This window comes from Chryseobacterium sp. CFS15 (assembly GCF_031118795.1).
Lineage (GTDB): Bacteria > Bacteroidota > Bacteroidia > Flavobacteriales > Weeksellaceae > Chryseobacterium > Chryseobacterium indoltheticum.
In genome coordinates, this window is the sequence record NZ_JAVHYL010000002.1 from 294,947 (window position 1) to 321,448 (window position 26,502).

General features: G+C 33.0%; 18 protein-coding genes. All 18 read left to right on the plus strand.

Annotated features, from left to right (window positions below; genetic code table 11):
• Window position 1 precedes the first annotated feature (1 nt).
• The 18 genes from OH814_RS04080 to OH814_RS04165 all read left to right on the plus strand — a co-directional run bounded on the left by OH814_RS04080 (window position 2) and on the right by OH814_RS04165 (window position 26,488).
• Entirely contained in the window at window positions 2–2,572 is a 2,571-nt protein-coding gene (locus OH814_RS04080; RefSeq protein ID WP_308827210.1) for a von Willebrand factor type A domain-containing protein, read from the plus strand.
• Between the two features lie 67 nt (window positions 2,573–2,639).
• Window positions 2,640–5,405, plus strand: coding sequence for a hypothetical protein (locus OH814_RS04085; RefSeq protein ID WP_308827211.1), 2,766 nt, complete (start codon window positions 2,640–2,642; stop codon window positions 5,403–5,405).
• A 47-nt stretch (window positions 5,406–5,452) separates the two neighbouring features.
• A complete protein-coding gene (locus tag OH814_RS04090) occupies window positions 5,453–10,018 on the plus strand; it encodes a TonB-dependent receptor plug domain-containing protein (protein ID WP_308827212.1) in 4,566 nt (1,521 codons plus the stop codon).
• Window positions 10,019–10,080: 62 nt separating this feature from the next.
• Window positions 10,081–11,673 carry a VWA domain-containing protein gene (locus OH814_RS04095; RefSeq protein ID WP_308827213.1) on the plus strand — a complete coding sequence of 531 codons (1,593 nt, stop codon included), beginning with the start codon at window positions 10,081–10,083 and terminating at the stop codon, window positions 11,671–11,673.
• Window positions 11,674–11,788: 115 nt separating this feature from the next.
• The gene (locus tag OH814_RS04100) at window positions 11,789–12,292 is read left to right on the plus strand and encodes a transcriptional regulator (RefSeq protein WP_308827214.1); all 504 of its coding nucleotides are present in this window, start codon (window positions 11,789–11,791) and stop codon (window positions 12,290–12,292) included.
• A 422-nt stretch (window positions 12,293–12,714) separates the two neighbouring features.
• Complete coding sequence (locus OH814_RS04105; protein WP_123887255.1) at window positions 12,715–13,116, plus strand: hypothetical protein; 402 nt, start codon at window positions 12,715–12,717, stop codon at window positions 13,114–13,116.
• A gap of 224 nt (window positions 13,117–13,340) precedes the next feature.
• Complete coding sequence (locus tag OH814_RS04110; RefSeq protein ID WP_308827215.1) at window positions 13,341–13,847, plus strand: fatty acid desaturase; 507 nt, start codon at window positions 13,341–13,343, stop codon at window positions 13,845–13,847.
• Window positions 13,848–13,854: 7 nt separating this feature from the next.
• The gene (locus OH814_RS04115; protein WP_374990552.1) at window positions 13,855–14,112 is read left to right on the plus strand and encodes a fatty acid desaturase; all 258 of its coding nucleotides are present in this window, start codon (window positions 13,855–13,857) and stop codon (window positions 14,110–14,112) included.
• 141 nt (window positions 14,113–14,253) lie between these two features.
• Window positions 14,254–14,718 (plus strand): SRPBCC family protein, encoded by a 465-nt coding sequence (locus OH814_RS04120; protein WP_308827216.1) that lies wholly within the window; start codon window positions 14,254–14,256, stop codon window positions 14,716–14,718.
• Window positions 14,719–14,792: 74 nt separating this feature from the next.
• Window positions 14,793–15,503 carry a DUF2071 domain-containing protein gene (locus tag OH814_RS04125; protein WP_308827217.1) on the plus strand — a complete coding sequence of 237 codons (711 nt, stop codon included), beginning with the start codon at window positions 14,793–14,795 and terminating at the stop codon, window positions 15,501–15,503.
• Window positions 15,504–15,634: 131 nt separating this feature from the next.
• On the plus strand, window positions 15,635–16,528 hold the full coding sequence (locus OH814_RS04130; RefSeq protein WP_308827218.1) for a TIGR01777 family oxidoreductase: 894 nt from the start codon (window positions 15,635–15,637) through the stop codon (window positions 16,526–16,528).
• Between the two features lie 612 nt (window positions 16,529–17,140).
• Window positions 17,141–18,583 (plus strand): alpha-L-fucosidase, encoded by a 1,443-nt coding sequence (locus OH814_RS04135; RefSeq protein WP_308827219.1) that lies wholly within the window; start codon window positions 17,141–17,143, stop codon window positions 18,581–18,583.
• 241 nt (window positions 18,584–18,824) lie between these two features.
• Complete coding sequence (locus tag OH814_RS04140; RefSeq protein WP_308827220.1) at window positions 18,825–21,488, plus strand: glycoside hydrolase family 3 N-terminal domain-containing protein; 2,664 nt, start codon at window positions 18,825–18,827, stop codon at window positions 21,486–21,488.
• A 210-nt stretch (window positions 21,489–21,698) separates the two neighbouring features.
• Entirely contained in the window at window positions 21,699–23,006 is a 1,308-nt protein-coding gene (locus OH814_RS04145; RefSeq protein WP_308827221.1) for a sorbosone dehydrogenase family protein, read from the plus strand.
• 119 nt (window positions 23,007–23,125) lie between these two features.
• On the plus strand, window positions 23,126–23,389 hold the full coding sequence (locus OH814_RS04150; protein WP_076560745.1) for a hypothetical protein: 264 nt from the start codon (window positions 23,126–23,128) through the stop codon (window positions 23,387–23,389).
• Window positions 23,390–23,568: 179 nt separating this feature from the next.
• Entirely contained in the window at window positions 23,569–24,957 is a 1,389-nt protein-coding gene (gene lpdA, locus OH814_RS04155; protein WP_076560747.1) for a dihydrolipoyl dehydrogenase, read from the plus strand.
• A gap of 65 nt (window positions 24,958–25,022) precedes the next feature.
• On the plus strand, window positions 25,023–25,607 hold the full coding sequence (locus OH814_RS04160) for a hypothetical protein (RefSeq protein WP_308827222.1): 585 nt from the start codon (window positions 25,023–25,025) through the stop codon (window positions 25,605–25,607).
• An 80-nt stretch (window positions 25,608–25,687) separates the two neighbouring features.
• Window positions 25,688–26,488 carry a patatin-like phospholipase family protein gene (locus tag OH814_RS04165; RefSeq protein ID WP_115621710.1) on the plus strand — a complete coding sequence of 267 codons (801 nt, stop codon included), beginning with the start codon at window positions 25,688–25,690 and terminating at the stop codon, window positions 26,486–26,488.
• Window positions 26,489–26,502 lie beyond the last annotated feature (14 nt).

A 26,502-nucleotide genomic window follows, 5' to 3' on the forward strand; every position in this document is an offset into this window, starting at 1 on the left:
AATGGAAAATAATCACGATATAGATAAAAAATTCAATGAGGCTTCTCAATCTTTAGAAGAACCAGCTACTTTTCCGGGTTTTGATAAAGTTTGGGCTAAAGTTGAAGAAAAATTAGATAAAAAAGAAGACAAGAAAAGAATCGTTCCAATCTGGTTTCCTTATGGAATTGCCGCAAGTTTGATCATTGGTTTAGGAGCATTTTACTTTATTAGTAGAAATGATGTTTCTGAAATTAATAAACCTGCAATTGCTCAAAATACGGTTTCTCCTAAATTAAACTCAGATGTTCAGGCAATTGACAGTACGGTGAAATCTAATATTGAAAAGGAAATTTATTCTCAGAAAGAAATTCATAAGCCTGAAGTTTTAGCTTATGATATTAAAATTCTAGAACCTTTAAGAAATCCTATTCCAGAAATTAAAAAACAACTTGATTTTTCTTCAGATTCATATTATATCGAAAAAAACAATAATGTATCATCAAATACAATAGCAAATGAAATTTACGAAGATACAGACGGTGATGGAGTTTTAGATAAAAATGATGTGATTGAAAGTGTGGAATTGAGAAATAAAAATATTGTACCTAATATTTCTATTCCCGAAGGGATTTTATCAAATACAAATTCAACACTACATGGAAGGGTTGCTGGAGTTCAAATTGCTGAAAGCAGAGAAAAAGCTATAGAAGAGGTCGTTGTTTTAGGATATTCGAAAACTTTAACAAAAAAGCAATCAACAGTCGCCTCAAATACGATAGGAAATACATTCTTGGAAAATAGACCGAATAGTAAGATATTGAGATCTTTGCAAGGAGCCGCTCCGGGAGTTAACATGACGGGCGGATCTGGAATTCCAGGTTCTTCCAAACCACTTATAATTAGAGGGGTAAGCAGTTTAAATACAAATAGTCAACCTTTATATGTTATCAATGGAAAAATTTCAGACAGTAAAGCTTTTAGCAATTTAAATCCGAATACTATTGAAAGTGTTTCAGTTTTAAAAGATGCAGCTGCCACGTCAATCTACGGAAGCAGAGCTTCAAACGGAGTCGTTATCATTAAAACTAAAAAACTTTCGAGAAAAGAAAGAAAAGCTTTTGAGAAATTACAAAAAGCACAGGATAGTATTAATATTTCAAAACAGATTCAGCAAAGAAATAGTGAAGAATACGATGCTTTTGTAGAGAATCCTTTTGAATTGGCGAAAAATCAATCGGTCTCAACGTTTTCGATTGATGTTGATAAAGCAGCGTATTCCAACATTCGCATAATGATTAACAATGGAGAATATGTGAATAAAAATGCAGTGAGAATCGAAGAAATGATTAATTATTTTAAATACGATTATCCGCAACCAAAAAATAATCAGCCGTTTTCAATTAATACAGAATACAATGATTCCCCGTGGAATAGCCAGCATAAATTACTAAAAATAGGGTTGCAGGGAAAGGAAATTCCAACAGATAAACTTCCCAATTCAAATTTTGTTTTTCTGATCGATGTTTCAGGCTCGATGAATGAACCGAATAAATTACCATTGTTGAAATCTTCTTTTAAAGTACTTTTGGATCAATTAAGACCAACCGATAAAGTAGGAATTGTTGTTTATGCCGGAAGCGCCGGAATGGTTTTACCACCGACTTCGGCCAAAGAAAAAAATAAAATTATTGAAGCTTTAGATAAACTTCAGGCGGGTGGAAGTACGGCAGGCGGACAAGGAATTGAATTGGCGTATAAGTTGGCTCAGGAAAATTTCATCAAAAATGGAAACAATCGTGTAATCATCGCTACAGACGGAGATTTTAATGTGGGAGCTTCTTCAACAGGCGATCTTCAGACTTTGGTAGAAGAAAAAAGAAAATCTGGCGTTTTCCTTACGTGTTTAGGTTTCGGAATGGGAAATTTCAAAGATAACCGCATGGAAACTTTAGCCAATAAAGGAAACGGAAATTATGCTTACATCGATAATCTTCAGGAAGCCAATAAATTTCTTGGAAAAGAGTTTGCCGGCAATATGTATGCGATTGCAAAAGATGTAAAAATTCAGATTGAGTTTAACCCGAAATATGTAAAATCATATCGTTTGATTGGTTATGAAAACCGAAAACTAAAGAACGAAGATTTTACCAATGATAAAATTGATGCGGGAGAATTGGGAAGCGGTCACACCGTAACGGCTTTATACGAAGTCATTCCTGCCGATGTGAATTCTGAATTTTTACCAAAAGAAAATGATTTAAAATATACTAAAAATACAAATGATGAAAATTTTAATAATGAATTGGCAACGGTAAAATTCAGATACAAAAAACCTGATGGTGATCAAAGTTCTGAAATTGTTCAGGTTGTTAAAAATAACAATCAATCTTTTTCATCTTCAAGCGATGACTTCAAATTTGCTTCTTCAGTTGCTTGGTTTGGCTTGGTTTTAAGAAATTCTAATTTAATTAAAAATAAAGATTTAAAAGATATTGAAAGCCTTGCTAAAAAAGGAAGAGGAAAAGATGATGAAGGTTACAGAGCGGAGTTTGTGAGATTGGTAGAAACGTATAAGTCAACACAAAAATAACATTTCAAAAAAAGAAATTTCTTCGGAGATTTCTTTTTTTTCTCTATTTTTAGAAATATTATCAAAGATGAAAAAAGTTTATCTGTTATTGCCTGTTTTTGCGGTGCAGTTTGCCTTTGCGCAGGATTCTCAGCGGTATTATTCGGGAACATTTTTTAATGAAAAGAAAAAGCCTCAGAATTTTCTCAAAATTTTCAACAAAAACAGCGGTGTTTACGAATTGACCGATGAAAAGGGCTTTGCGATTATTGCTGCAAAAGAATATGATACTTTAGTTTGGAACAGTGGAAAAAATATTCAGGTAGTTCATGGTGTGTATGAATTAAAAAATATTCTGGAAAGACAAGTAAATAGAGAAAATGTTAAAGATATTAATTCTAAAGATTACGAAAATCTGCTTGAAAAACCTGAAAACGATGAATTTAGTATACAAAACTCCTACGATTCTATAAGGAAAAATTCAGATCGTCATTTTTCAGCGATAAGAAAACTAAAATTAAAGCAGGATTCTTTATATAAAATTAAGAGTCAGCCGAAAAAATATCTTGTGTTCAACGGAAGTTTCAGTACTTCTGTAGATATCAAAAACAGAAATAGAATTCCTAAAACCCACAATCGGTATGTTCAGGGAAGATCTGAAAATGGATTATTAATTTGGAAAGGGCCGGATACAAATGAAATGTTCAGCTTCGGACCAGATATATCAACTTTAGGATTCACCGGACAGGCATACGAATATGATGTCAATGGGGAATTAGTTGATTTGGCAGAAGCAGTTTCTCCGGCAAAAGCTTACAATAATAATATTTTCAAAACAACGGTTGGTTATAGTAATCAGCTGAATGTAAATGCGATTATTAAAAGTGGAGGTTATCAGGAAGATGCAAGACTTTCTTTCAATTTGGGTCAAAGAAAAGACCAGATGTATTTTATAGATCAGTATGATGTAACGAATTCTTTTAAAACTAAATTCAGCACAAAAATTTTAGATTTTAATATCAATGCAGGATTTAATTATGAGGAAAATAAAGCAACAAATACCAATAGAATTGGGCTTTTCAATAGAGCGTATCAAAATTCTCTTCTGACTCCGATTTCATTTTCTAACCAGCAGAATGCATATCTAAGCAATGGTTTGCAGAGAAGTTACAGTTTGTATGCTGACAATCCTGAATTTCTATTTGATCAGAAAAACAAGTATAATTATTACGAAAATATCCGCCAATTTAGTTTTGATCTAAGCAAAAATTGGGATGGCTTTAAACTTAATATCAGTCAGGCTTACGACAATCAGGATATTATGAATCGTGATGTTTACAAACCGTCAACCAGCGGTTTTATTAACGGATTGTACAACAAAAGAGATCAGAAAAACGAGTTTTACAATTCAAATATTGTTTTGTCTTATGATTGGAGAGATTCTGAATTGAAGCACGGATTTAGCTTAAATCATATTCTAAATGACAGAAAAGTAAGTGTTAATCATAGTTTAGACCGAAACTATATTTACCAGAGAACTTCTCAGGATTATATTTTTAATTATAATTTAGATTACGAGAATTACGATGATATAGAATTTGGGGCAAATCTTGGGAATTCTGTTTATATCTCAAACACTTCGCGCAAAAACAGTTATTGGCTTCCGAAAGTAAATGGATATTTTACTTTTAAGAATATATTCGGCTGGAATAATAGTGATTTTCAACTGTTGGGAGCATACACTCAATTATCTGCAGAGCCGGAAATTGCAAAATCTTATTCTTCTTATGCCACGACACAGTTTTCTGCACAAAATTCTTATCAATATTTTCCTTTAAAAGAAGTAGAAACCTTTAATAATCTTTCGAATATCAATATAAAAGAATGGAAAGCCAGTTTTAAATTTTTGATTAATCGAAAAATAAACCTTACGGCAGAATATTTTAATAGAAACATTTCTGATGATATTTTTCCTGTTTTTGAAGGAAATAATTTAGTGCTTAAAAATTTAGCAGATCATACGTACAAAGGTTTTGAAGCAAATTTTAATTATGACAATATCATCACTAATCAAAATTTTAAAGTAAGCAGTAAAGCTTCCTTTTTTAAGTATAAGGACGTTGTAGATCGGGTAAATCCGGGGTATAATAATCTGATGATTTCGGGTTTTAATGATATTCATAAAGTTTTATCAGAAGGTCAGGTTTTGGGCGCAGTAACGGGAAGTTATTATGAAAGAAATGCAGACGGAAAAGTAATAATCGATGATTATGGTTATCCCGTAAAAGCTTCCGGAATGAAAATAATTGCTGATCCTACACCCGATTTTGTGGTAAAATTTACTCATAACTTCAATTACAAAATGTTTGCTTTAGACATCAATTGGGAATGGAAAAAAGGCGGACAAACCTGGAATGGAACACAAGCTGTTCTCGATTATTACGGTCGTTCTCAAACTTCTGCTGATGAAAGAAATATTAAAAACTACGTTTTTGAAGGCGTCAATTATAATGGAAATGTTAATCAAATACCGGTAGATTTTTACAATACAAACCAATCGGTAAGTGAAAATCGTTGGGCGAGATATGGTTTTCTTGGCGTTGCTGAAAATTATGTTGAAAAAGCAGATTACATTAGAATCAATGATATTTCTCTTTCAGCATATTTTGATGTTGGAGATTTCAAAAGAGCTTTAGGAATCAGTTTTTATGTCAATAACATTTTCCTTTGGCAGGCAAATAACGGTGTAGATTCTAATCAGAATTTCTATGATTTTGATAACAGCCGAGGTTTAGATTTTTTTAATCTACCATCTTTTAAAACTTTCGGATGCACAGTTTCTTTCAAGTTTTAATACGAAATCAGAGATTCAAAAGACGATTCAACACAATAAATGAACTTATGAAATTCAATTTTTTATTCTACATAATTCCTTTTTTTATTTTGCTTTCAAATCCATTTTGTAAGGCACAGAATTCATTCAACGATTTCAAAAAAGAGAAAACTTATATACAGACCAACCATGTTTTTTATAAACCTGGAGAAATTATGTTTTTTAAAATTTATGTTATTCAGGCTGAAAATAATCTTCCAGCCGACCAAAGCAGAATCGTAAATTTTGAACTTGTTGATCCAAGCGGAGCTGTAGTTAAAAAAGAAAAATTTGAAATTAAAAAAGGTTACGCAGAAGGATCTTTTTATTTTGGTGAAGAGATGAAAGGCGGAATCTACAAGATCAGAGCTTTTACAGCCTGGATGCAAAATGAAGACGGGAAAAATGTGTTTGAAAAAGAAATTACTCTTCAGAAAATTGTTTCTCCACGAATTTTAATGAAACTAGATTTCCCTAAAAAAGGTTATGGAGCAGGAGATGAGGTTTTGGCAGATTTTTCAATGAGAAGTTTAACCAATCTTCCGATTCCTTTTTATGAAGCTCATTTTACGGTGATGCATAAAGGAGAAAAAATAAGTGAAGGTTCTTTGATTACTGATAAAGAAGGAAAATATTTATTAAAATTTAAACTTCCTGAAGTCTTGACATCTTCGGATGCTTTATTGAATATAAAAGTCAATTTTGATGGCTTTACAGAATCTATTTCTAGAAATATCCCAATTGTTCTTAATAATCTGGATGTAAAGTTTATGCCTGAAGGTGGAGCTTTCATCAACGGAATCGAACAAAATATTGCTTTTAAAGTTTTAGATGAATTTGAAAAGCCTGTTGATGCAATGTTAGAAATTTATAATCAGAATCATCAGAAATTGACGGAAACCTCAGCCTATAATTTCGGAATGGGAAGCTTTCTTTTTACACCTAAAAAAGGTGAGATATATTATGCAAAAGTTCTTAAACCAGAAAATATCAGTAAAATATACCCACTTCCTATCACAAAAGATGACGGAATTATTTTTAATGCTAAAAAAGAGAATCAAAAAATCAGATTAGTAATCAATTCTACTTTTGATAGAAATGTTTTGATTAAAGGAAACTTCCGAGGAAAAGAGATTTTTTCGAAAGAAATGAACTTGAAAAAAGGTTTAAATGAGCTTGAAATTTCAGAAAAAGAACTTCCCATCGGAATTTGCAGATTTACAGTGATTGAAAATAATATTCCTTTAGCGGAAAGAATTGTGTTTTGGAATGAAAATAAACAGATGAAGGTGAAAATAACACCGACAAAGAAAAATTATTTACCAAGAGAAAAGGTAATCGTCAATGTAGAAACAACTGACGAAAACAACCAACCAATTCCCGCAAATCTTGCCATGAGCGTAGTTGACGATAAATTGTGGACGTATGCCGATGACAAGCAAAATCATATTCTTTCTTGGCTGTTAATGGATTCTGAATTAAGAGGAAAAATTGAAAGACCTCAATTCTATTTCGACAAAAAAGAAGAAAAAGCCTTAAAAAGTTTAGATTTAGTGATGTTGACCAATGGTTACCGCTATTTTGAGATGGTTCCCGATGTTGTAAAAAGTGGAAACTACAAATATCTTCCGGAAAAGAAAAATCCGATCTACGGAATCGTTGAAGATGAAAATAAAAAACCTGTAAAAGCAGAGGTTTATCTGATTGAAAACTATTCCAAGATTAAAAAACAGATGACTTCAGAAAATGGGTTATTCTATTTTTCTGATTTAGCTGGAGAGTATCAACATGATGTCATTGCAAAATCTTTAGATTCGAAACAGAAAGTAAAAATCAGATTGCTTTCTTATAAACTTAATATAAATCCTTTGGTAAAGCAATCGTTAGAAAACATTAATGTTGAAGAAATTATAAAAGAAGCAGAAATAAAAGAAAAAAAGAATTCAATTTCACAAGGAATTGAAGGGAGAGTAAAAACGTTACCTTCAGTGAGATCTACATCAGATACTATTAGTAAAGAACAATCTATAGAAGAAGTTGTTGTTGTAGGCTACAATAAATTGTTAACGAAATCTTTATCAACAAATTCTATTACGACCGTAGAATCAAAAATGTTTGAAAACAGACCGAATGCATCTTTTTTACAATCTCTACAAGGTCAGGTGGCAGGATTGTCTATAACTTCTGCCTCGGGTTCTCCTGTTTCAGGTAAAATAGATGTTGTGATAAGAGGTGTTTCATCAATCACAGCTCATGCAGATCCATTGTACGTGATTGACGGAATGATAGCCAATACCAGTCAATTTCGAAATTTAAATTCAAATGACATCAACAGTGTTTCAATTCTAAAAGACGCAGCTGCAACTTCAATATACGGAAACAGAGGAGCGAATGGCGTTATCATTATTAATTCAAAAAATGGACAAAATTCAAACATAAAATTTGATATTACTCCTACAACTTATTTTGCTGTAAAAAATATTCCAAGAGATAGTTTAGTTAATTATAATAATGAATATGATTATTATAATAGTTACCGTAAATTTTCGTACTCTGTTTATGAATCAACCAATACTTCCTACAGACACGATTATCGCGAGACATTATATTGGAATCCAGTTGTAGAGACCGATAAAAATGGTAAAGCTCAAATTGAATTTTATCAGTCTGATGCCAATTCTGCATTTAGAATAATTACGGAAGGTATTTCTGCATCGGGCTTAATTGGCAGAGATGAAACCACTTATGCTGCTCAAAGTTTAATTTCAATCGATGCAAAAATTCCGCAATATGTTACCCGAACAGACCAAATGACAATTCCTGTGGTTATTAAAAATAATTCTTCGGAAACGAAAACATTAATAATAAATGTCATTGTTCCGAATCACATTAAACTGATGAAAGCGGATAGTTTAATAACATTGAAGCCTTTAGAATCCGGAAGATTATTTGTGAAAATGCAGACGGATAAATTGATTAGTTCTAATATTCAGTTTACTGTAAAGTCCGGAGATTTCAGAGAAACAATGATTTTACCTTTAAAAGTTGAAGAAAAAGGATTTCCGTATCATTTTTCAATTATAAATAATAAATCTGAAAATACTAAAATTAATATTCCTGATTATATCAATACAACCTTGGAAGCATCATATTATGTTTACGAAAACTCTGCCTCGCAAATGTTTGAAGATATGGAAAGGCTAAAAAGAGAACCTTACGGATGTTTTGAACAGCTATCTTCAACGGTTTATCCGAATATTTTTATTTTGGATTATTTAAAATCAACAAAGAAAATTAATGCATCTACAGAGTCAGAGAGTATCCGAAATATGAAAAAGGGGTATCAGAAAATGCTGTCCTACAAAAACAGTGATGGCGGATTTTCTTATTTTGGTGGCAACGAATCTGATGTCGCTCTTTCTGCTTTTGCCTTGATGGAATTTAGAGATTTAAAAAAATATGTGGCTGTTGATACAAAATTAATTCAGAATCTTAGCACATTTATATTGTCAAGAAAAGGTGCTAATGGTCTTTTTGAAGTTCGCAGAAATTATGAATCGAAAGCTGAATATTCGGAGTATTCGTGGTCAAGAAATATGTATGTTTTGTATGCTTTGTCAAAAATAGGATTTAAAAGTGAGTTGCAAATTACCTTTGAAATTAGTTTAAAAAGAGCTTTGGCTACGAAAGATTCTTATCAGTTGGCTTTAATGGCAAATGCGGCGGCAAATCTCGGAAAAAATGATGATTACAATAATCTGATGACTATTTTAAATGAACAGTACATCAATAAAAATGTAAAAACTAAAACCACATTTACAGGCTCTGGTGGAATTTCTGCCAATGCTGAAACGCTTTCCTTGTATATGATGGCTCTGCAAAAAAATGACAAGACTAATCAGCTGGAAATTGCCAAAGTCGCCGATGACCTGATTAACTATAACGGATATTACGGATTTGGTTCTACGCAGGCTACAACAGTCGCTTTAGAAGCATTATCAGATTTTTTTGCTAAAAATGAAAAGTTATTTGGAATTGATAAACCCACAATTAAAATTAATAATGTTGAAGTTCTGGTTAGCAATAGTTTCGCATCTGCTTTCAAAAAAGGTGAAAACGATTTGAGTGTTGAATATTTATGTGATGAAGGTTTGTCTTACAAATTAGATTATCAATACTACACTTTAGAAGCTCCAAAAAGTGAAAATATTCCTGTGACTTTAGAAACAAAGTTAAAATCTGAAACTTCAAAAGTAGGAGAAACCAACAGAATGACGGTGACGGTGAAAAATAAAATCAACGGACAATTACCGATGACCACTGCAAAAATTGGAATTCCTGCAGGATTGACTTTACAAAATGCTCTGTTGAAAGATTTAATTGATAAAAAACAGATTTCTTACTACGAAATTTTCGATAACTATTTGGTGTTGTATTGGGAGAATTTTGATGCTAATGAAACAAAAACAATTAATCTAGATTTAAAAGTAGAATTTGCAGGTGAATATACGGGAAAAGCAAGTAATGTTTATCTTTACTATATGCCGGAGTCTAAGTCTTGGAATGAAGGAATAAAGGCTAGAATTGAACCTTAATAAAATTAGATTGTAAATATTTGTAATAAATCATTTAAATTGTAAAATAAAAACCACACAATATGAAAAAAATTAGTTTAATAATCGTAGCAATAGCAATATTGACAAGTTGCCAAAAGAAAAAGGAGGAAGATGCTTATGCCGCTTCAATGGATATGATAATGGAATCACCTGTAATGGCCAAAGAAGTGAAAATTGAAAATCCGCCAAATGAAACGGAAAATAACGAGGAAATTGACACAAGTGATGAAGAATATGCTTCTCTGATAGAAAATCCTTTTGAGCTTACAAAAAATCAGCCCGTTTCTACATTCTCTATTGATGTAGACAATGCTTCTTATTCCAACATCAGAAGAATGATTAATGAAGGACAAACTGTAGATAAAAACGCAGTGAGAATTGAAGAAATGGTGAATTATTTTAAATATGACTATCCGCAGCCTCAGAATAATCATCCATTTTCAATTAATACAGAATACACTGATTCACCATGGAATCCTAAACATAAATTATTAAAAATAGGACTTCAGGGTAAAAGTGTTTCGATGAATAATTTGCCTCCTTCTAATATTGTTTTCCTGATTGATACTTCAGGTTCAATGGAAGATGATAATAAATTACCATTACTGAAAGAGTCTTTAAAGGTACTTTTAAATCAACTGAGACCCAAAGATAAAGTAGGAATTGTAGTATATGCAGGAAGTGCGGGCGTAATTTTACCTTCAACTTCTGCTTCTGAAAAAAGTGAAATTCTTGAAGCTTTTGATCAACTTACTGCAGGTGGAAGTACAGCAGGCGGAGAAGGTATTGAATTAGCCTATAAACTGGCAAAAGAAAATTTCATTAAAGGAGGAAACAACAGAGTGGTTTTGGCAACAGACGGTGATTTCAATGTAGGAACATCTTCCGTGGCAAATCTTGAAACTTTAATTGAAGAAAAAAGGAAAACAGGAATTTTCCTGACATGTTTAGGGTACGGAATGGGCAATTATAAGGATGATAAAATGGAAACCTTAGCAGACAAAGGAAATGGAAATTACGCCTATATTGATAATCTACAGGAAGCCAATAAGTTTTTAGGAAAAGAATTTGCCGGAAACATTTATACGATTGCAAAAGATGTGAAAGTTCAGATTGAGTTTAATCCAAAATATGTACAATCTTACCGTCTAATTGGTTACGAAAACAGAAAACTCAGAAATGAAGATTTTACCGATGATAGAGTAGATGCAGGAGAATTAGGAGGTGGTCATACGGTAACTGCTTTGTATGAAATCATTCCTACAGATACTCGTTCTGAGTTTTTACCAAAAGAAACTCAACTGAAATATTCGTCGAATAATGCATCAAAAGGTTTTGGAGATGACTTGGCTACCGTGAAATTTAGATATAAAAAGCCTGACGGAGATAAAAGTATAGAATTTATTCAGGAAATAAAAAATTCAAATTCAGGAATAGAATCGGCAAGTCCAGATTTTAAATTTGCAACATCTGTAGCATGGTTCGGGTTGGTATTAAGAGATTCAAAACTGATTAAAAATAAAAATTTATCTGCAGTTGAAAATTTGGCAAAAGAAGGTAAAAATAGAGATTCAGACGGTTATCGTTCCGAATTTATTAAACTTCTTCAGAGTTATAAAGCGACGCAAAAATAAGTCTAAAACAGACATTTTTATGATGTCTGTTTTTATTTAAATTAAACTTTCAAAAATTATTGAAAATTCAAAAAATATTATTATATTTGTAATAGAAATTAGAAAAAATAAAGAAATGCAACTTTCAGAAGCCAAAGAAAAATACATTCAAACTTGGGGAACCTTTGCAACCAATTGGGGAATCAATCGTACAATGGCACAGGTGCATGCTTTACTTTTGGCAACTGGAAAACCACTTTCAACGGATGAAGTAATGGAGCAGCTCGAAATTTCAAGAGGAAATGCCAATATGAATCTTCGCGCTTTGATAGATTGGGGAATTATAAAAAAAGAATTTATTAAAGGCGACCGAAAAGAGTATTTCGTAGCCGAAAAAGATGTTTGGTATTTGTTTAAGCAAATTACAAAAGAAAGAAGAAAACGCGAAATTGAACCTGTTATAACTTTTTTGGAAGAACTGAAAAACATTGAAGATAAAGACTCTGAAGAAGCTCAAGAATTTATAAAACTAATGAGCGATTTCAGCTCTGTGACAGGCAAAATTAATAATATAATGGATCTCGCCATAAAAAGCGACGATCATTGGTTAGTCGGAAAGATTACCAATTTATTAAAATAGAAAGGACTTCAAAATCCTTTTTTATTTCAAATTAACTTTCAATAATTACTGAAAATATAATATTTATAAGATGTATAGTATTGTTTCATATCTGTTATTTCTGGGAATAAGCTTTTATATCACTATAGATGTGGGAAGAAGATGCTTTAATTCAGGGAAAATATATTTGGAATATCTCATCAAAGACAAAGATTTTTGCTTAACAGTCAACAGAATTCTACTCGCAAGTTATTATCTAGTGAATCTCGGTTATATCGCAATCAATCTCGGCTTTTGGAACAAAATTTCAAATATAGAAGAACTTTTAACCAACGTTTCCACTCGCATTGGAATCATTGTTTTAATCCTTTGTGCATTACATTTTACCAATATTATGACACTGTATATTTTAAGAAAAAAATTAACAATAAAATAAAACTATTATGACTGCAACTATTCTTACCCAAACTTACAATTTTTCGGCGTACATGATTTATTTACCAATCGTTATTACATTAACTGTACTTGTTTCTCAATTTTTGTTTAAAAATTCAAAAACATTTATGATTGATATTTTTCATCAGAAAGAAGACATCGCGATGGCAACCAACTCATTGTTTAAAATCGGATTTTATCTTTTAAACATTGGTTTTGCACTCTGTATTATCGAGTTTTTCCAAATCGAAACTGTTGAAAGATTAGTTGTTGCATTAAGCAAAAAGATTGGTGGATTTTCAATTTATCTTGGCGTGATGATGCTTCTGAATTTACTTTTATTTCTAAAAGGTCGTAAAAATGCAATGAACAAAGACAAAATCAAACAGGAAGAAATTGTAAAGTCTTAAACTTTTAAATTAACTATTATGAAAAACTTAATCATTCATTTAGTCCTGATTTTTTACTTCGGAGGAAAAACGAAAAGACTCAACTTTTAAAATTTATTGCCATGAAAGATTTCTAATGTTCATGCATTTGCATTAAAGAAATCGCCCTCCTACAATATCCTGGATTATTTTCAGATTGACGGCTTTGACAATAATTATTTGGTTAAATTTATAAAAAACATAAAATGAATCATCTTGAACTCACAAAAAAAGTAGAATGGAAAGACCTTAAAAAGCTTTCCGTAAAAGAAATGTTGATAGAAAATAATATCTCTTTGCCATGGCTTTTTATATCTCTATTCTTAGCTTACAAAGGATATTACTGGGTGGCGCTTCCGTTCTCTGGATTCTATTTTTTGACTGCCTTAAGACAAGTTCACAACGGTTTTCACAACTCTTTAGGAACAGGGAAATTTCTCACTTGGCTTTCGATGTACCTCAATAGTATTTCGATGATGACATCTATTCATGCCGTTAAATTTAATCACATCAGGCATCATAAATATTGTCTTTCAGAAGAAGATTACGAAGGGAAATCGGCTTCAATGAAATGGTATGAAGCTATTTTGTACGATCCGAAGCATCTGTTTTTAATTCATTGGATGACTTTTAAATTAGCCAATAAAAGCTACAAAAAGAATATGTTTTTCAATTGCTGTTTTTGTTTTTATTGCTTTTTATTTTCAGTTTAATTTTTTAATATATCATATTTTAATCATGTTTTTTGGTGAACTTTTAATGGCATTTTTCGCAGTTTGGACCGTTCATCACGACACTCACGAAAACCCAAATATCGCAAGAACACAACGTGGATTCTGGAAAAATAAATTAACGTTCAGTATGTTTTATCACATGGAACACCATCTTTTTCCCGCAGTTCCCACCATAAAATTACCAGAATTGGCAGAAAGAATCGATAAACTTTTACCGGAACTAAATAAGAAGCAAACATTTTAAAAGTTCTAAAATAAAGTCCCAAAGGGACGGCCTACCAAAGGATAGGATGAAATCCTATCGACAATCGACAATCGACAATCGACAATCGACAATCGACAATCGACAATCGACAATCGACCATCAACCATCAAACACCAAAATATGTCTAAAATAATTCTAAACACAACCATTCAAGCGGATATTCATAAAGTGTTCGATTTGGCTAGAGACATTGATTTGCACCAAAAATCAACTTCAAAAACGAATGAAAAAGCAATCGCAGGAAGGATTTCAGGTTTAATTGAATTGAACGAAACCGTTACTTGGAGAGCAAAACATCTCGGATTTTATCAAACCCATCAATCAAAAATTATAGAGATGGAAAAGCCCTATCGGTTTACTGATGTCATGTTAAAAGGAAGATTTAAATCATTTAGACATCAACATCTATTTAAAAAAGAAGATCAAAACACAATCATGACAGATATTTTGGAGTTTGAATCACCCTTTGGAATTATCGGTCAATTGTTCAATTATTTTTTTCTGAAAAATTACATGAAAAAATTTTTATTAGAAAGAAACAAGATGATTAAAAGCATAACAGAAAATAATAAAATAAACAATTAGTATTAGAACTGTTATACTGAGTTTGTCGAAGCATATTAAATGCAGAGACTATTAACAAACAACAACCAAAAGTCATGAAATTTCTAAAAGCAGAATGGCGAAAACTAGCCATCATCAACTACGAAATTAGTCCCGAAATATTATTAAAATATCTTCCAAAAGGGACTGAACTAGATTTTTATAAAGGAAAATGCTATGTCAGTTTGGTTGGATTCATGTTTTTGAATACCAAATTGTTGGGACTTCCCATTCCTTTTCATAGAAATTTTGAAGAAGTGAATTTAAGATTTTATGTTAAGAAAAAAGAAGGAAGTCAATGGAAAAGAGGAGTTGTTTTCATCAAAGAAATTGTTCCTAAATATGCATTGAGTATGGTTGCCAATTCTGTGTATAAAGAGAATTATAAGACTTTGAAAATGAAAAACAAGATGGAATATACCGACAATGATTTGGTTGTGACCTATTCTTGGAAAGATAAAGATTGGTATTCTATACAGATTACTGCCGAAAGTAAATCTCAAACGATGGAAGATGATTCTGAATTTGAGTTTATCACAGAACATTATTGGGGTTTTACGAAAAAAGAGGATAAAACTTCAGAATATGAAGTCTTCCATCCGAAATGGGAGTGGTATATGGTGAAAAATCATAAGCTTGAAATTGATTTTAAACAGGTTTACGGAAAAGATTTTGAATGTTTAAATCATCAGAAACCAATCTCTGTAATGCTTGCAGAAGGCTCTGAAATCGAAGTGAGAACGAAGAAATATTTGGTGCAAAAGTAAAAAGAGCCAAGTAAAAAGTAAGTTGTAAATTTTTAAAACAGTTAGTATTAGAAATGTCATGCTGAGCGAAGTCGAAGAATCTCACACAAAACCAACTATCAACAAGCAACCAACAACTAAAATAAACTTCAATGAAAATAATAATCGCAGCTGGAACCGGTTTTCTCGGCAAAAATCTCGAAAAATATTTTACCGAAAAAGGAAATCAGGTGTGTATCTTAACCAGAACTCCAAAACGTAAAAACGAATTTTTATGGGATGCAAAGACTTTAGGAGAATGGCAAAATCTTCTCGAAGACTGTGATATCTTAATTAATCTCGCAGGAAAATCTGTCGATTGCAGATATACAGAGAAAAATAAACGGGAAATTTACGACTCAAGAATTAATAGTACAAAAGTCCTTCAACAAGCGGTTGACAAATGTATCAACAAACCTAAGATTTGGTTAAATGCAAGTTCAGCAACAATTTATGTTCATTCCGAAAAGCATTTAAATACAGAAGAAAACGGAATTATCGGTGACGACTTTTCAATGAATATTTGTAAAAGTTGGGAAAAGGAATTTTTTAAAACTAAAAATCCAGACACCAGAAAAGTTGCGTTAAGAACATCAATAGTTTTAGGAAATAACGGTGGAGCTTTTACCAAACTTAAAACGATCACCAAACTGGGCCTAGGTGGAAAACAGGGAAGAGGAAACCAAAATGTAAGCTGGATTCATATTGATGATTTTTGCCGAGTTGTTGAATGGATTATTGGGAATGAAAACATTTCCGAAGAAATTAATGTAACTGCTCCAAATCCTTTGAACAATGAAGAGTTTATGCGAAAATTAAGAAAAGAAATGAAAATTCCGTTTGGCTTAAACGCTCAGGTCTGGCAATTGGAAATCGCCTCGATCATCTTAGGAACTGAAACCGAATTGCTTCTCAAAAGCCGCAATGTTTATCCCGAAATACTGATTCAAAATGGGTTTCAGTTTTTGTATCCTACAGTCGAAAAAGCGTTTGAGAATTTACTTTAGGATCATACTGCAAATTTTAAAATTGCTTTTAATTTTATTCAATCGTATTCCAATTAATTTAAAACATCGCCGTTTTTATTCAAAGTCAATTTACATATTGTCCAAACAATGGTGTTTGTATTCAAAATCAACTGACATTAAGTTCAAACAGGTGTGTTTGCATTCAAAATCAATGTACATTAAGTTCAAACAGTGGTGTTTGTATTCAAAATCAACTGACATTAAGTTCAAACAAGGTTATTTGTACTTAAAATCATTTTACATTAAGTCCAAATAATAGTGTTTGAATTTAAAATCAATGTACATTAGGTTCAAACAAGGTTATTTGTATTTAAAATCAATTTGCGTTAAGTCCAAACCGGGTTATTTGTATTCCTACACAAAACTATTTTAATCAAAACAAGATTGTCAGTAGTGAAACGCAAAACTGTTTGAATGAAAACACACCTGTTTACAGTCTCACAAAAAATATCAGATTTTCAATCTTATGTGCTCTAAATATTCTCCATAAATTAAACATAAAACTAATGTGACTCATGTGTCAAAAAACTTTTGTGCCTTTTGTGGTAAAACTTTACGGTTAAATATTAATTTAGCAAAAAACTAAACTTGATGTTCACCAAACAACAAACGAAAACTCTTTTTCTATCGTCTTTACTTTTATCCACTACTTTTTTTTCACAGGCTCACAACGTTTCAGAAGGTTATCAAAAACCGACAGATCCATTGGTTATTCAAAATCTTGAAAACTGGCAGGATCTAAAATTCGGGCTTTTCATGCATTGGGGAACGTACAGTCAATGGGGAATTGTCGAAAGCTGGAGCCTTTGTCCGGAAGATGAATCGTGGACGCAGCGTAAACCCGAACACGGAAAGTCATACAATGAATATGTAAAAAACTACGAAAATCTTCAGACCACTTTCAATCCCACTCAATTTAATCCACAAAAATGGGCAGATGCGACGAAAAAAGCAGGAATGAAATATGTAGTTTTCACAACAAAACATCACGACGGTTTTGCGATGTTCGATACACAACAGTCTGATTATAAAATTACTTCTTCAAAAACTCCTTTTTCCAAAAATCCAAAAGCAGATGTAACGAAAGAAATCTTCAATACATTCCGAAAAGATGGCTTCAAAATAGGAGCTTATTTCTCAAAACCCGATTGGCATTATGATGATTATTGGTGGTCTTATTTTCCTCCGAAAGACAGAAATGTAAATTATGATCCGAAAAAATATCCTGAAAAATGGAACAGTTTCAAGAATTTCACCTTTAATCAATTAAATGAAATCACTTCAAACTACGGTAAAGTCGATATTCTTTGGTTAGACGGAGGCTGGGTTCGCCCTTTCAAAACCATTGATCCCAATGTAGAATGGCAACGAACAATCAAAGTAGAGCAGGATATTGATATGGATAAAATAGGGACGATGGCTCGCAAAAATCAACCCGGAATTATCATTGTAGATCGTACTGTTCCAGGAAAATGGGAAAATTATGTGACTCCCGAACAAGCCGTTCCCGAAAAGGAGCTTTCGATTCCTTGGGAGAGTTGTATCACGATGGGAGATTCGTTTTCGTATGTTCCGAATGACAATTATAAATCGTCTCAAAAAATCATTGAAACATTAGTTAAAATCATTTCAAGAGGCGGGAATTACCTGATGAATATCGCTCCCGGACCAAACGGAGATTACGATCCAATTGTTTATGACAGATTAAATGAAATTTCTACTTGGATGAATGACAATCAATCAGCGGTTTTTGCAACGAGAGCTGTGGCGCCTTATCACGATGGAAATTTTTATTATACACAAAGCAAAGATGGAAAAACAGTGAATATCTTTCATCTGGATGAAAAAGAAAACTATCAATCTCCATCAATAGTAAGTTTTGTAATTCCTGAAAATTTTAAACCAAAATCTTTGAAAGTTTTAGGTCTAAAAAATAAAATTCATTGGAAAAAAACAGGAAATTCAATTGAAATAAATTTACCAAAAGAGAGAAATCAGTTAAAATATTCAACCGTAATTCAAATAATTCAATAGTTGAATTTGTAATTAAAATGACTTAGGAAATCGGAGCGTTAAGAAAATAAAGTCTGTGAACGTTAAGAAAATTCTACTGTTTGAGCACGTCACAAATATTGAACTGAAGAACTAATATTTGATTCGTGCGAGTTTTAGAATTTTTAGAGAACAGATTTTATTTTTAGCGGAGAGTTCCAAGTCTTGAACTTTTGGTTCTTTTGTTTCAAGACAAAAGAACAATAATTAAATCAAATTATTTATGCGCTTTAAATTTCGTTTTAAAATTATAGCAATTTCATTATTGAGCACGACATTTATTACCGCTCAAAAACCTTTATACAAAGACCCAAAACAACCTGTAGAAGTCAGAGTTCAGGATTTGCTGAAACGTATGACTCCGGAAGAAAAATTCTGGCAGTGCTTTATGATTCCCGGAGATTTAGATAACGTTCCGAAAGGTCAATATGCTCATGGAATTTTCGGTTTACAGGTAAGTGCAGGAAATCAAGGCGGTGGAGTCGCCGGACAATTGTTAAAATATAATGCCAATGAAGATGCTGAAAGATTAGCTAAAAAGATAAATGCGATTCAGAAATATTTTGTGGAAGAATCACGGCTGGGAATTCCGATTATTCCTTTTGATGAGGCTTTACACGGATTGATGCGTGAAGGTGCAACTGCTTTTCCACAGGCGATCGGTTTATCGGCAACCTTCAGTCCTGAGTTGATGAAAGAAGTTTCAACAGCGATTGCCAAAGAATCGAAATTGAGAGGAATTCGTCAGATCTTAACTCCGGTTGTGAATTTAGCGAGCGATGTTCGATGGGGAAGGACAGAGGAAACGTATGGTGAAGATCCGTTTTTGACTTCTGTGATGGGTGTGAATTTTGTGAGTTCTTTCGAAAATCAGAACATTATCACAACTCCGAAACATTTTTTAGCGAATGTTGGAGAAGGCGGAAGAGACTCTTACCCAATTCATTGGAGCAAGAGATATTTGGAAGAAACCCATTTAATTCCTTTTCAAAAAGCCTTTACACAAGGGAAAAGCCGTTCGGTGATGACTTCTTATAATTTGTTGGATGGTCGACCTTCGACAGCAAATCATTGGTTATTAACCGAAAAATTAAAAAAAGAATGGAATTTCAAAGGTTTTGTGATCAGTGATGCAAGTGCAGTTGGTGGAGCAAATGTTCTGCATTTCACGGCAAAAGATTACGATGATGCTTCTGCGCAGGCGATCAATGCCGGTCTTGACGTGATTTTCCAAACAGAATATCAACATTATAAATTATTTATTCCGCCATTTTTGGATGGAAGAATTTCGAAAGAAAGAATTGATGATGCAGTTTCGAGAGTTTTGAGAGCAAAATTTGAATTGGGTTTGTTTGAAAATCCTTACGTTTCCAACAAAAATATTGAAGAATTAAAGAAAATCAATCATAAACCTTTAGCGGAAAAAACAGCCATTGAATCTTTTGTTTTGCTTCAAAATAATAATCAAACGCTTCCGATTTCTGAAAATGTGAAAAAGATTTTAATAGTCGGAACAGATGCTGTTGATGCAAGATTGGGAGGTTATTCCGGGCCGGGAAATAAGAAGGTAAATATTTTAGATGGAATTAAAAATTTCACAAAAAATAAAAATATTGAAGTCAATTATTCAAAAGGAATCGACTGGAATTTAAAGAATTTTACGACCGTACCCACTGAGTTTTTATCTTTCGAAAATAAAAAAGGATTAAAAGGAAATTATTTTTCCAATTCAGATTTAAAAGGAAATCCAGCTTTTGAAAAACAGGACGAACAATTAAATTTCAAATGGACTTTGTATTCTCCAAACCCTGAAAAATTACAACCCGACAATTACAGCGTTCGTTGGACAGGAAAACTGGAAGCTCCAAATTCCGGAAAATATCAATTGGGTTTAAGAGGAAATGATGGCTTCAGATTATATGTAAACGGAAAATTACTGATTGACAATTGGGGAAAGTTGAGTTATTCAACCAAAACGGTTGAGCTTGATTTTAATAAAGGTCAAAGATCTGATATTGTAATTGAATTCCATGAAAATAGGGGAGAAGCAAATATAGAACTGATTTGGAATTATGGTTTGAACGATTACCAAAAAGATTTTAATGATGCTTTAAAATTGGCTCAAAATGCAGATTATATCATCGTTACAGCCGGAATTCATGAAGGTGAATTTCAGGATCGTTCTTCATTAAGCTTACCCGGAAATCAGGAACAATTGATTCAGGAAGTTTCAAAATTAAATAAACCTACAACAGTTGTTTTGGTGGGCGGTTCTGCAATAAAAACTACCGATTGGAAAGATAAAGTCGGAGCAATTTTAGACGTTTGGTATTCCGGAGAAGAAGGCGGAAGTGCCATTGCAAAAGTTCTTTTTGGAGCTGAAAATCCGTCGGGGAAATTACCAATTACATTTCCGATTGAGGAAGGTCAGTTGCCTTTGGTTTATAATCATCATCCGACAGGAAGAGGAAATGATTATTATGATTTGAGTGGTGAGCCGTTGTATCCGTTTGGTTTTGGTTTAAGTTATACTAATTTTGAAATTTCTGATTTACAGTTGAATAAATTAAAATTTTCTGAAAACGAAACGATTGTCGCCAAAGTCAATGTAAAAAACACAGGTGCAAAAGCAGGAAGTGAAGTTGTTCAATTATATGTGAAAGATTTGTTGGCTTCAGTTTCAAGACCGATTATTGAACTGAAAGGTTTTCAAAAAGTGTATCTAAAACCCGGCGAATCGAAACAGATTACCATTGAAGTTCCGGTGAAAGAATTGCAGTTTTTAGATTCAAAAATGAACTGGATTGTAGAAAAAGGAACGTACAGAATTATGGTTGGAAATTCGTCAAAAAATCTCCCGTTGAAAAAGAATATCGAGGTGGAATAATGTTTTAGATTAAATCCGGATGATTATACGTAATAAGTGATGATAAGATATTTAAAATTCTTTTGTTTGACTTTGCGCTAAATTAAAAAGAGTAAAATATTAATGATATTCACAGATTCAATTTCTAAAATGTGCAACCGTTTTCTTTTAGGGAACGGTTTTTGCAATTTTTTAAACAAAATATTTCTAACACATCACATCATTTATTTTATGAAAAAATATCTTCTCCCGGCAGTTGCTCTGCTTTTTTTCAGTTGCAAAGAAAATAAAAATAATACTTCGGAACCAGAAGTTGTTACCAAAACAGATACTTTAAAATTACCACCACCAGACGAGAAAGCTGCCAAAAACAAATTCAGCAATGTCCTTGGCTGGCCTGCAGGAAAATCCCCGACAGCTCCTGAAGGATTTACGGTTACCCGTTTTGCGGAAAATATAAAAAGCCCAAGAAATATGATTCAGGCTGCAAACGGTGATATTTTTGTAGTGCTTTCAAATTCTGAACGCACAAAAACTGAAAAGATAAAAAATGACATCATTGGAAAAAGTGATGCTGAAGTCGGAGGTAAATCTGCCAATAGAATTATTCTTTACAGAGATGCCAACAAAGACGGCATTGCAGAATCATCTTCTGTTTTTCTTGATAATCTGAATCAGCCCTACGGAATGTTGATTATCAAAGATCAATTTTATGTGGCAAATACCGATGGACTTTGGGTTTATCCGTATAAAGAAGGCGACATGAAAATTACAAAACCCGGAAAGAAAATAGTGAATCTTCCAGCGGGTGGTTACAATAATCACTGGACGAGAAATTTAATTGCCAATAAAGATCAGTCGAAAATCTATATTTCTGTTGGTTCCGGAAGTAATGTCGGCGAAAACGGAATGGAAAATGAAGTGAGAAGAGCCAATATTCTTGAAGTGAATCCTGACGGAAGTGGCGAGAAAATCTATGCAGCAGGTCTTCGAAATCCTGTCGGAATGAGCTGGAACCCTTCAACAGGAGAATTATGGACGGTGGTGAACGAAAGAGATGAATTGGGAGACGAATTGGTTCCCGATTATTTGACAAGCGTTAAACAAAATAAATTTTATGGTTGGCCATTTGCTTATTTCGGGAAAAATGAAGACCCGAGAAGAAAGGGCGAAAAACCAGATCTTGTAGCAAAAACAATTGTTCCAGACGTTCCTTTGGGATCGCATACGGCATCTTTAGGTTTGTCTTTTTATACGGGAAACCAGTTTCCTGAGAAATATAAAAATGGAGCTTTCATCGGGCAACATGGTTCGTGGAACCGTTCTTCACTTGTTGGTTATCAGGTCGCATTTGTTCCTTTTAAGAATGGAAAAGCGGCGGGATCTTATCAACCATTTCTTACCGGATTTATCGCCAATGAAGAGAAAGGAGATGTTTACGGAAGACCTGTTGGTGTCCTGCAAATTGCTGACGGATCATTGCTGGTTGCTGACGATGTAAGTGGAATTGTCTGGAGAGTTGCGTACAATAAAAAGTAAAGCTGAATCTCAATTTTCATTTTGAAATAATTTAGATGAAATTTTGTGGTATGAAATATGCAAGATTCAATGTGTAACCAATTGAAATTATTAAATTTTAATTATTAAAGTTAAACATCATGAAAAAGTTATTAATATCAACGGTTTTATTAGTAGGATTATCAGTAAGTGCTTATGGTCAGCAACGTCCGCCAGCGCCACCTCATCCGTCAAAAGCTCAGTTGGCAAACAGTAAAGCAAGCGAACTTGATAAACGATACAGGGCAGAAAAGAAAATGATTCTGAATCATCCGGTTGCCACAAAAAAAATGAAAAATGATCAGCTGAAAGCTTTAAATATAAGATATCAGAACGAAAAAAAATTGCTTAGAAGCGCAAGGTAACCCAAGGAAGATTTCTTACTGAAATATTCCTTAAAAGAATAAAAGAGAATGCAGATTGCGTTCTCTTTTTTAGTTTAAAATTAAATCAGGAAACTTTTTATAATGCATTCTCAGATGAATTTGCTGAAACGCAAAACATCCAATATTTTTCCTTAAATTCGCATAAAAATTTTAAGCTAATGAATTACGATATTATTGTCATCGGAAGTGGTCCCGGTGGATATGTTACTGCAATCAGAGCGGCACAATTGGGTTTTAAAACTGCAATTATTGAGAAAGAAAATTTAGGAGGAATCTGCCTTAACTGGGGATGTATTCCGACTAAAGCTTTGTTGAAGTCTGCTCAGGTTTTTCATTATATTAATCATGCAGAAGATTACGGATTAAATAAAGTGGAAGCTAGTTTTGAGTTTCCAAACGTAATCCAGAGAAGCCGTGGTGTAGCCTCTAAAATGAGCAAAGGAATTGAGTTCTTGATGAAAAAGAACAAAATCGATGTGATTTTGGGAACTGCAAAAGTGCAAAAAGGTAAAAAAGTTTCTGTAACAGATAAAGACGGTAAAGTGACTGAATATTCAGGAACAAACATCATCATCGCAACAGGAGCTCGTTCTAGAGAATTACCAAACTTACCACAAGACGGTAAAAAAGTAATCGGATACAGACAGGCATTGTCTCTTCCTGAGCAGCCAAAATCTATGATTGTTGTAGGTTCTGGAGCAATCGGAGTAGAATTTGCTGACTTCTATAACACAATGGGTACGAAAGTAACTGTTGTAGAATTTTTACCAAACATCGTACCTGTAGAAGATGAAGAAATCTCAAAACACTTAGAGAAATCTCTTAAGAAATCAGGTATTGAAATCATGACAAATGCTTCTGTAGAAAGCGTTGATACAAGCGGAAACGGTGTGAAAGCAACAGTGAAAACTGCAAATGGAAACGTAACTCTTGAAGCTGATATTTTGCTTTCTGCTGTTGGTATCGCTGCAAACATCGAGAACATCGGTCTTGAAGAAGTGGGAATTCAGACAGATAAAGGAAGAGTTTTGGTTAACGAATGGTACGAAACTTCAGTTCCTGGTTATTACGCAATCGGAGATATTATCCCGACTCAGGCTTTGGCGCATGTTGCTTCTGCTGAAGGTATTACTTGTGTAGAAAAAATCAAAGGAATGCACGTTGAGAAAATCGACTACGGCAATATCCCTGGATGTACGTACTGTCACCCGGAAGTTGCTTCTGTTGGTCTTACCGAAAAACAGGCTAAAGAAAAAGGTTACGAAATTAAAGTTGGTAAATTCCCTCTTTCTGCAAGTGGAAAAGCAACTGCAAACGGAAATACAGACGGTTTCATCAAAGTGATTTTTGATGCCAAATATGGCGAATGGTTAGGTTGTCACATGATTGGTGAAGGCGTAACAGATATGGTTGCTGAAGCGGTTGTAGCAAGAAAACTTGAAACGACTGGTCATGAAATCATCAAATCAATTCACCCGCACCCAACAGTTTCTGAAGCAATTATGGAAGCTGCTGCTGCTGCCTATGGTGAAGTGATTCACATTTAATTTAAGTATAATTTATTATATATCTAAAGCTCAGATTCTGTCTGGGCTTTTTTTACGCTATAGTTATGAAAACAAAATTTATTTTATTATTTTCTTTAATATCGGCATTCTTATTCTCTCAACAAAAAGACGATAAAAATTTTTTCCCTGTAGAATATATTTTAAAAAGTAGTCAGGATACGATAAAAGCTAAAGTCAGAAACGTAGGTAAATTCAGTAATAAGAAGTATTACTTTGCTACCATTATGTTTAAAATGAAAATGAGAGATTCTGATGGGAATGAGAGTTGGGTGCAGCCAGATGATATTAAATATATCAAAATTACTGATGAGAACAATCTAAAACATGAATATTTTGCTTCATCTGAAAGACTTCCGAAAGAGCAGGGATTAATCGAAGTTTTATACGAAGGGAAAAATATAAACTGGTATAAAGATTATCACAATCCAACGTTGGCTATGCAGCTGCAAATCAAAGGTTATATTACAGATAATAATAAAAATATTCTTTACTGGGGCTTCTTTGATGATTTGAAACGTAAGTTTAAGATTATATTTAAAGATTACCCGGATTTGCAACTGAGATTAAAGTCTGCGAATACGGAAGAAGATTTTGTAAAGCTTTTGCGTTTATACGATGCTAAACAATAATTAAAACACTATATAGATTTTAATAAATATTTAAGGAAAATAGCTATTGAGATTAGAACGTCTTTTCTTACATTTATTCTATGAACTTTGAAAAAACTGGGTTGGTATTATCAGGCGGTGGTACCAAAGGTATTGCCCATGCGGGAGTACTAAAATTCTTGAATGAGCAGAATATCGATGTAGATATTCTCGCTTGCTGCAGTGCCGGTTCTATCGTGGGATGCCTTTATGCAATCGGAAAAAAACCTGAGGAAATTTTAGATTTCTTTCAGTCGGTTTATTTTTTTAACTGGAAACATTTTACTTTTAACCAGCCGGGTCTGGTGTCGTCTGTGATTTTTAATACATATCTGAAACCTATTTTCAGGGATATGAAGATTGGAGATCTTGATAAGGAAGTGAAAATTGTTGCCACCGAATTGGTTGGCGGAACAGAGAAAATTTTTGATGAAGATTTTTTAGTTACCGATGCCATCATTGCGTCGTGCTCGATTCCGGGCATTACAACGCCTTATATTTTAGGGGAAGAAATGTTCTGCGATGGAGGTGTTTTAAATAATTTTCCTGCAGATATTATCCGTGCAGATTGCGATAAACTGATTGGTGTGTTTGTCTCGCCGCCTCATGATATTAAAATTAATGATTTAAAGACCATAAAAGCAATTGTTTCAAGATCTTATGACTTGCTTTCGTATCGCATCGAAAAGGTTAAATTTGAGCATTGTGACTGGCTTATTTCCTCTCAGGATTTATCAAGCTACGGAACTTTTGAACGCAAAAAAGACCGTTTAGAACAAATATTTAATATTGGATATCGCGCTGCCAAAGACAGTTTTGCCGAAAGCAATTATTTTACACAAATAAAAAATATTGGATCGTAAATAAAAACTCCCGC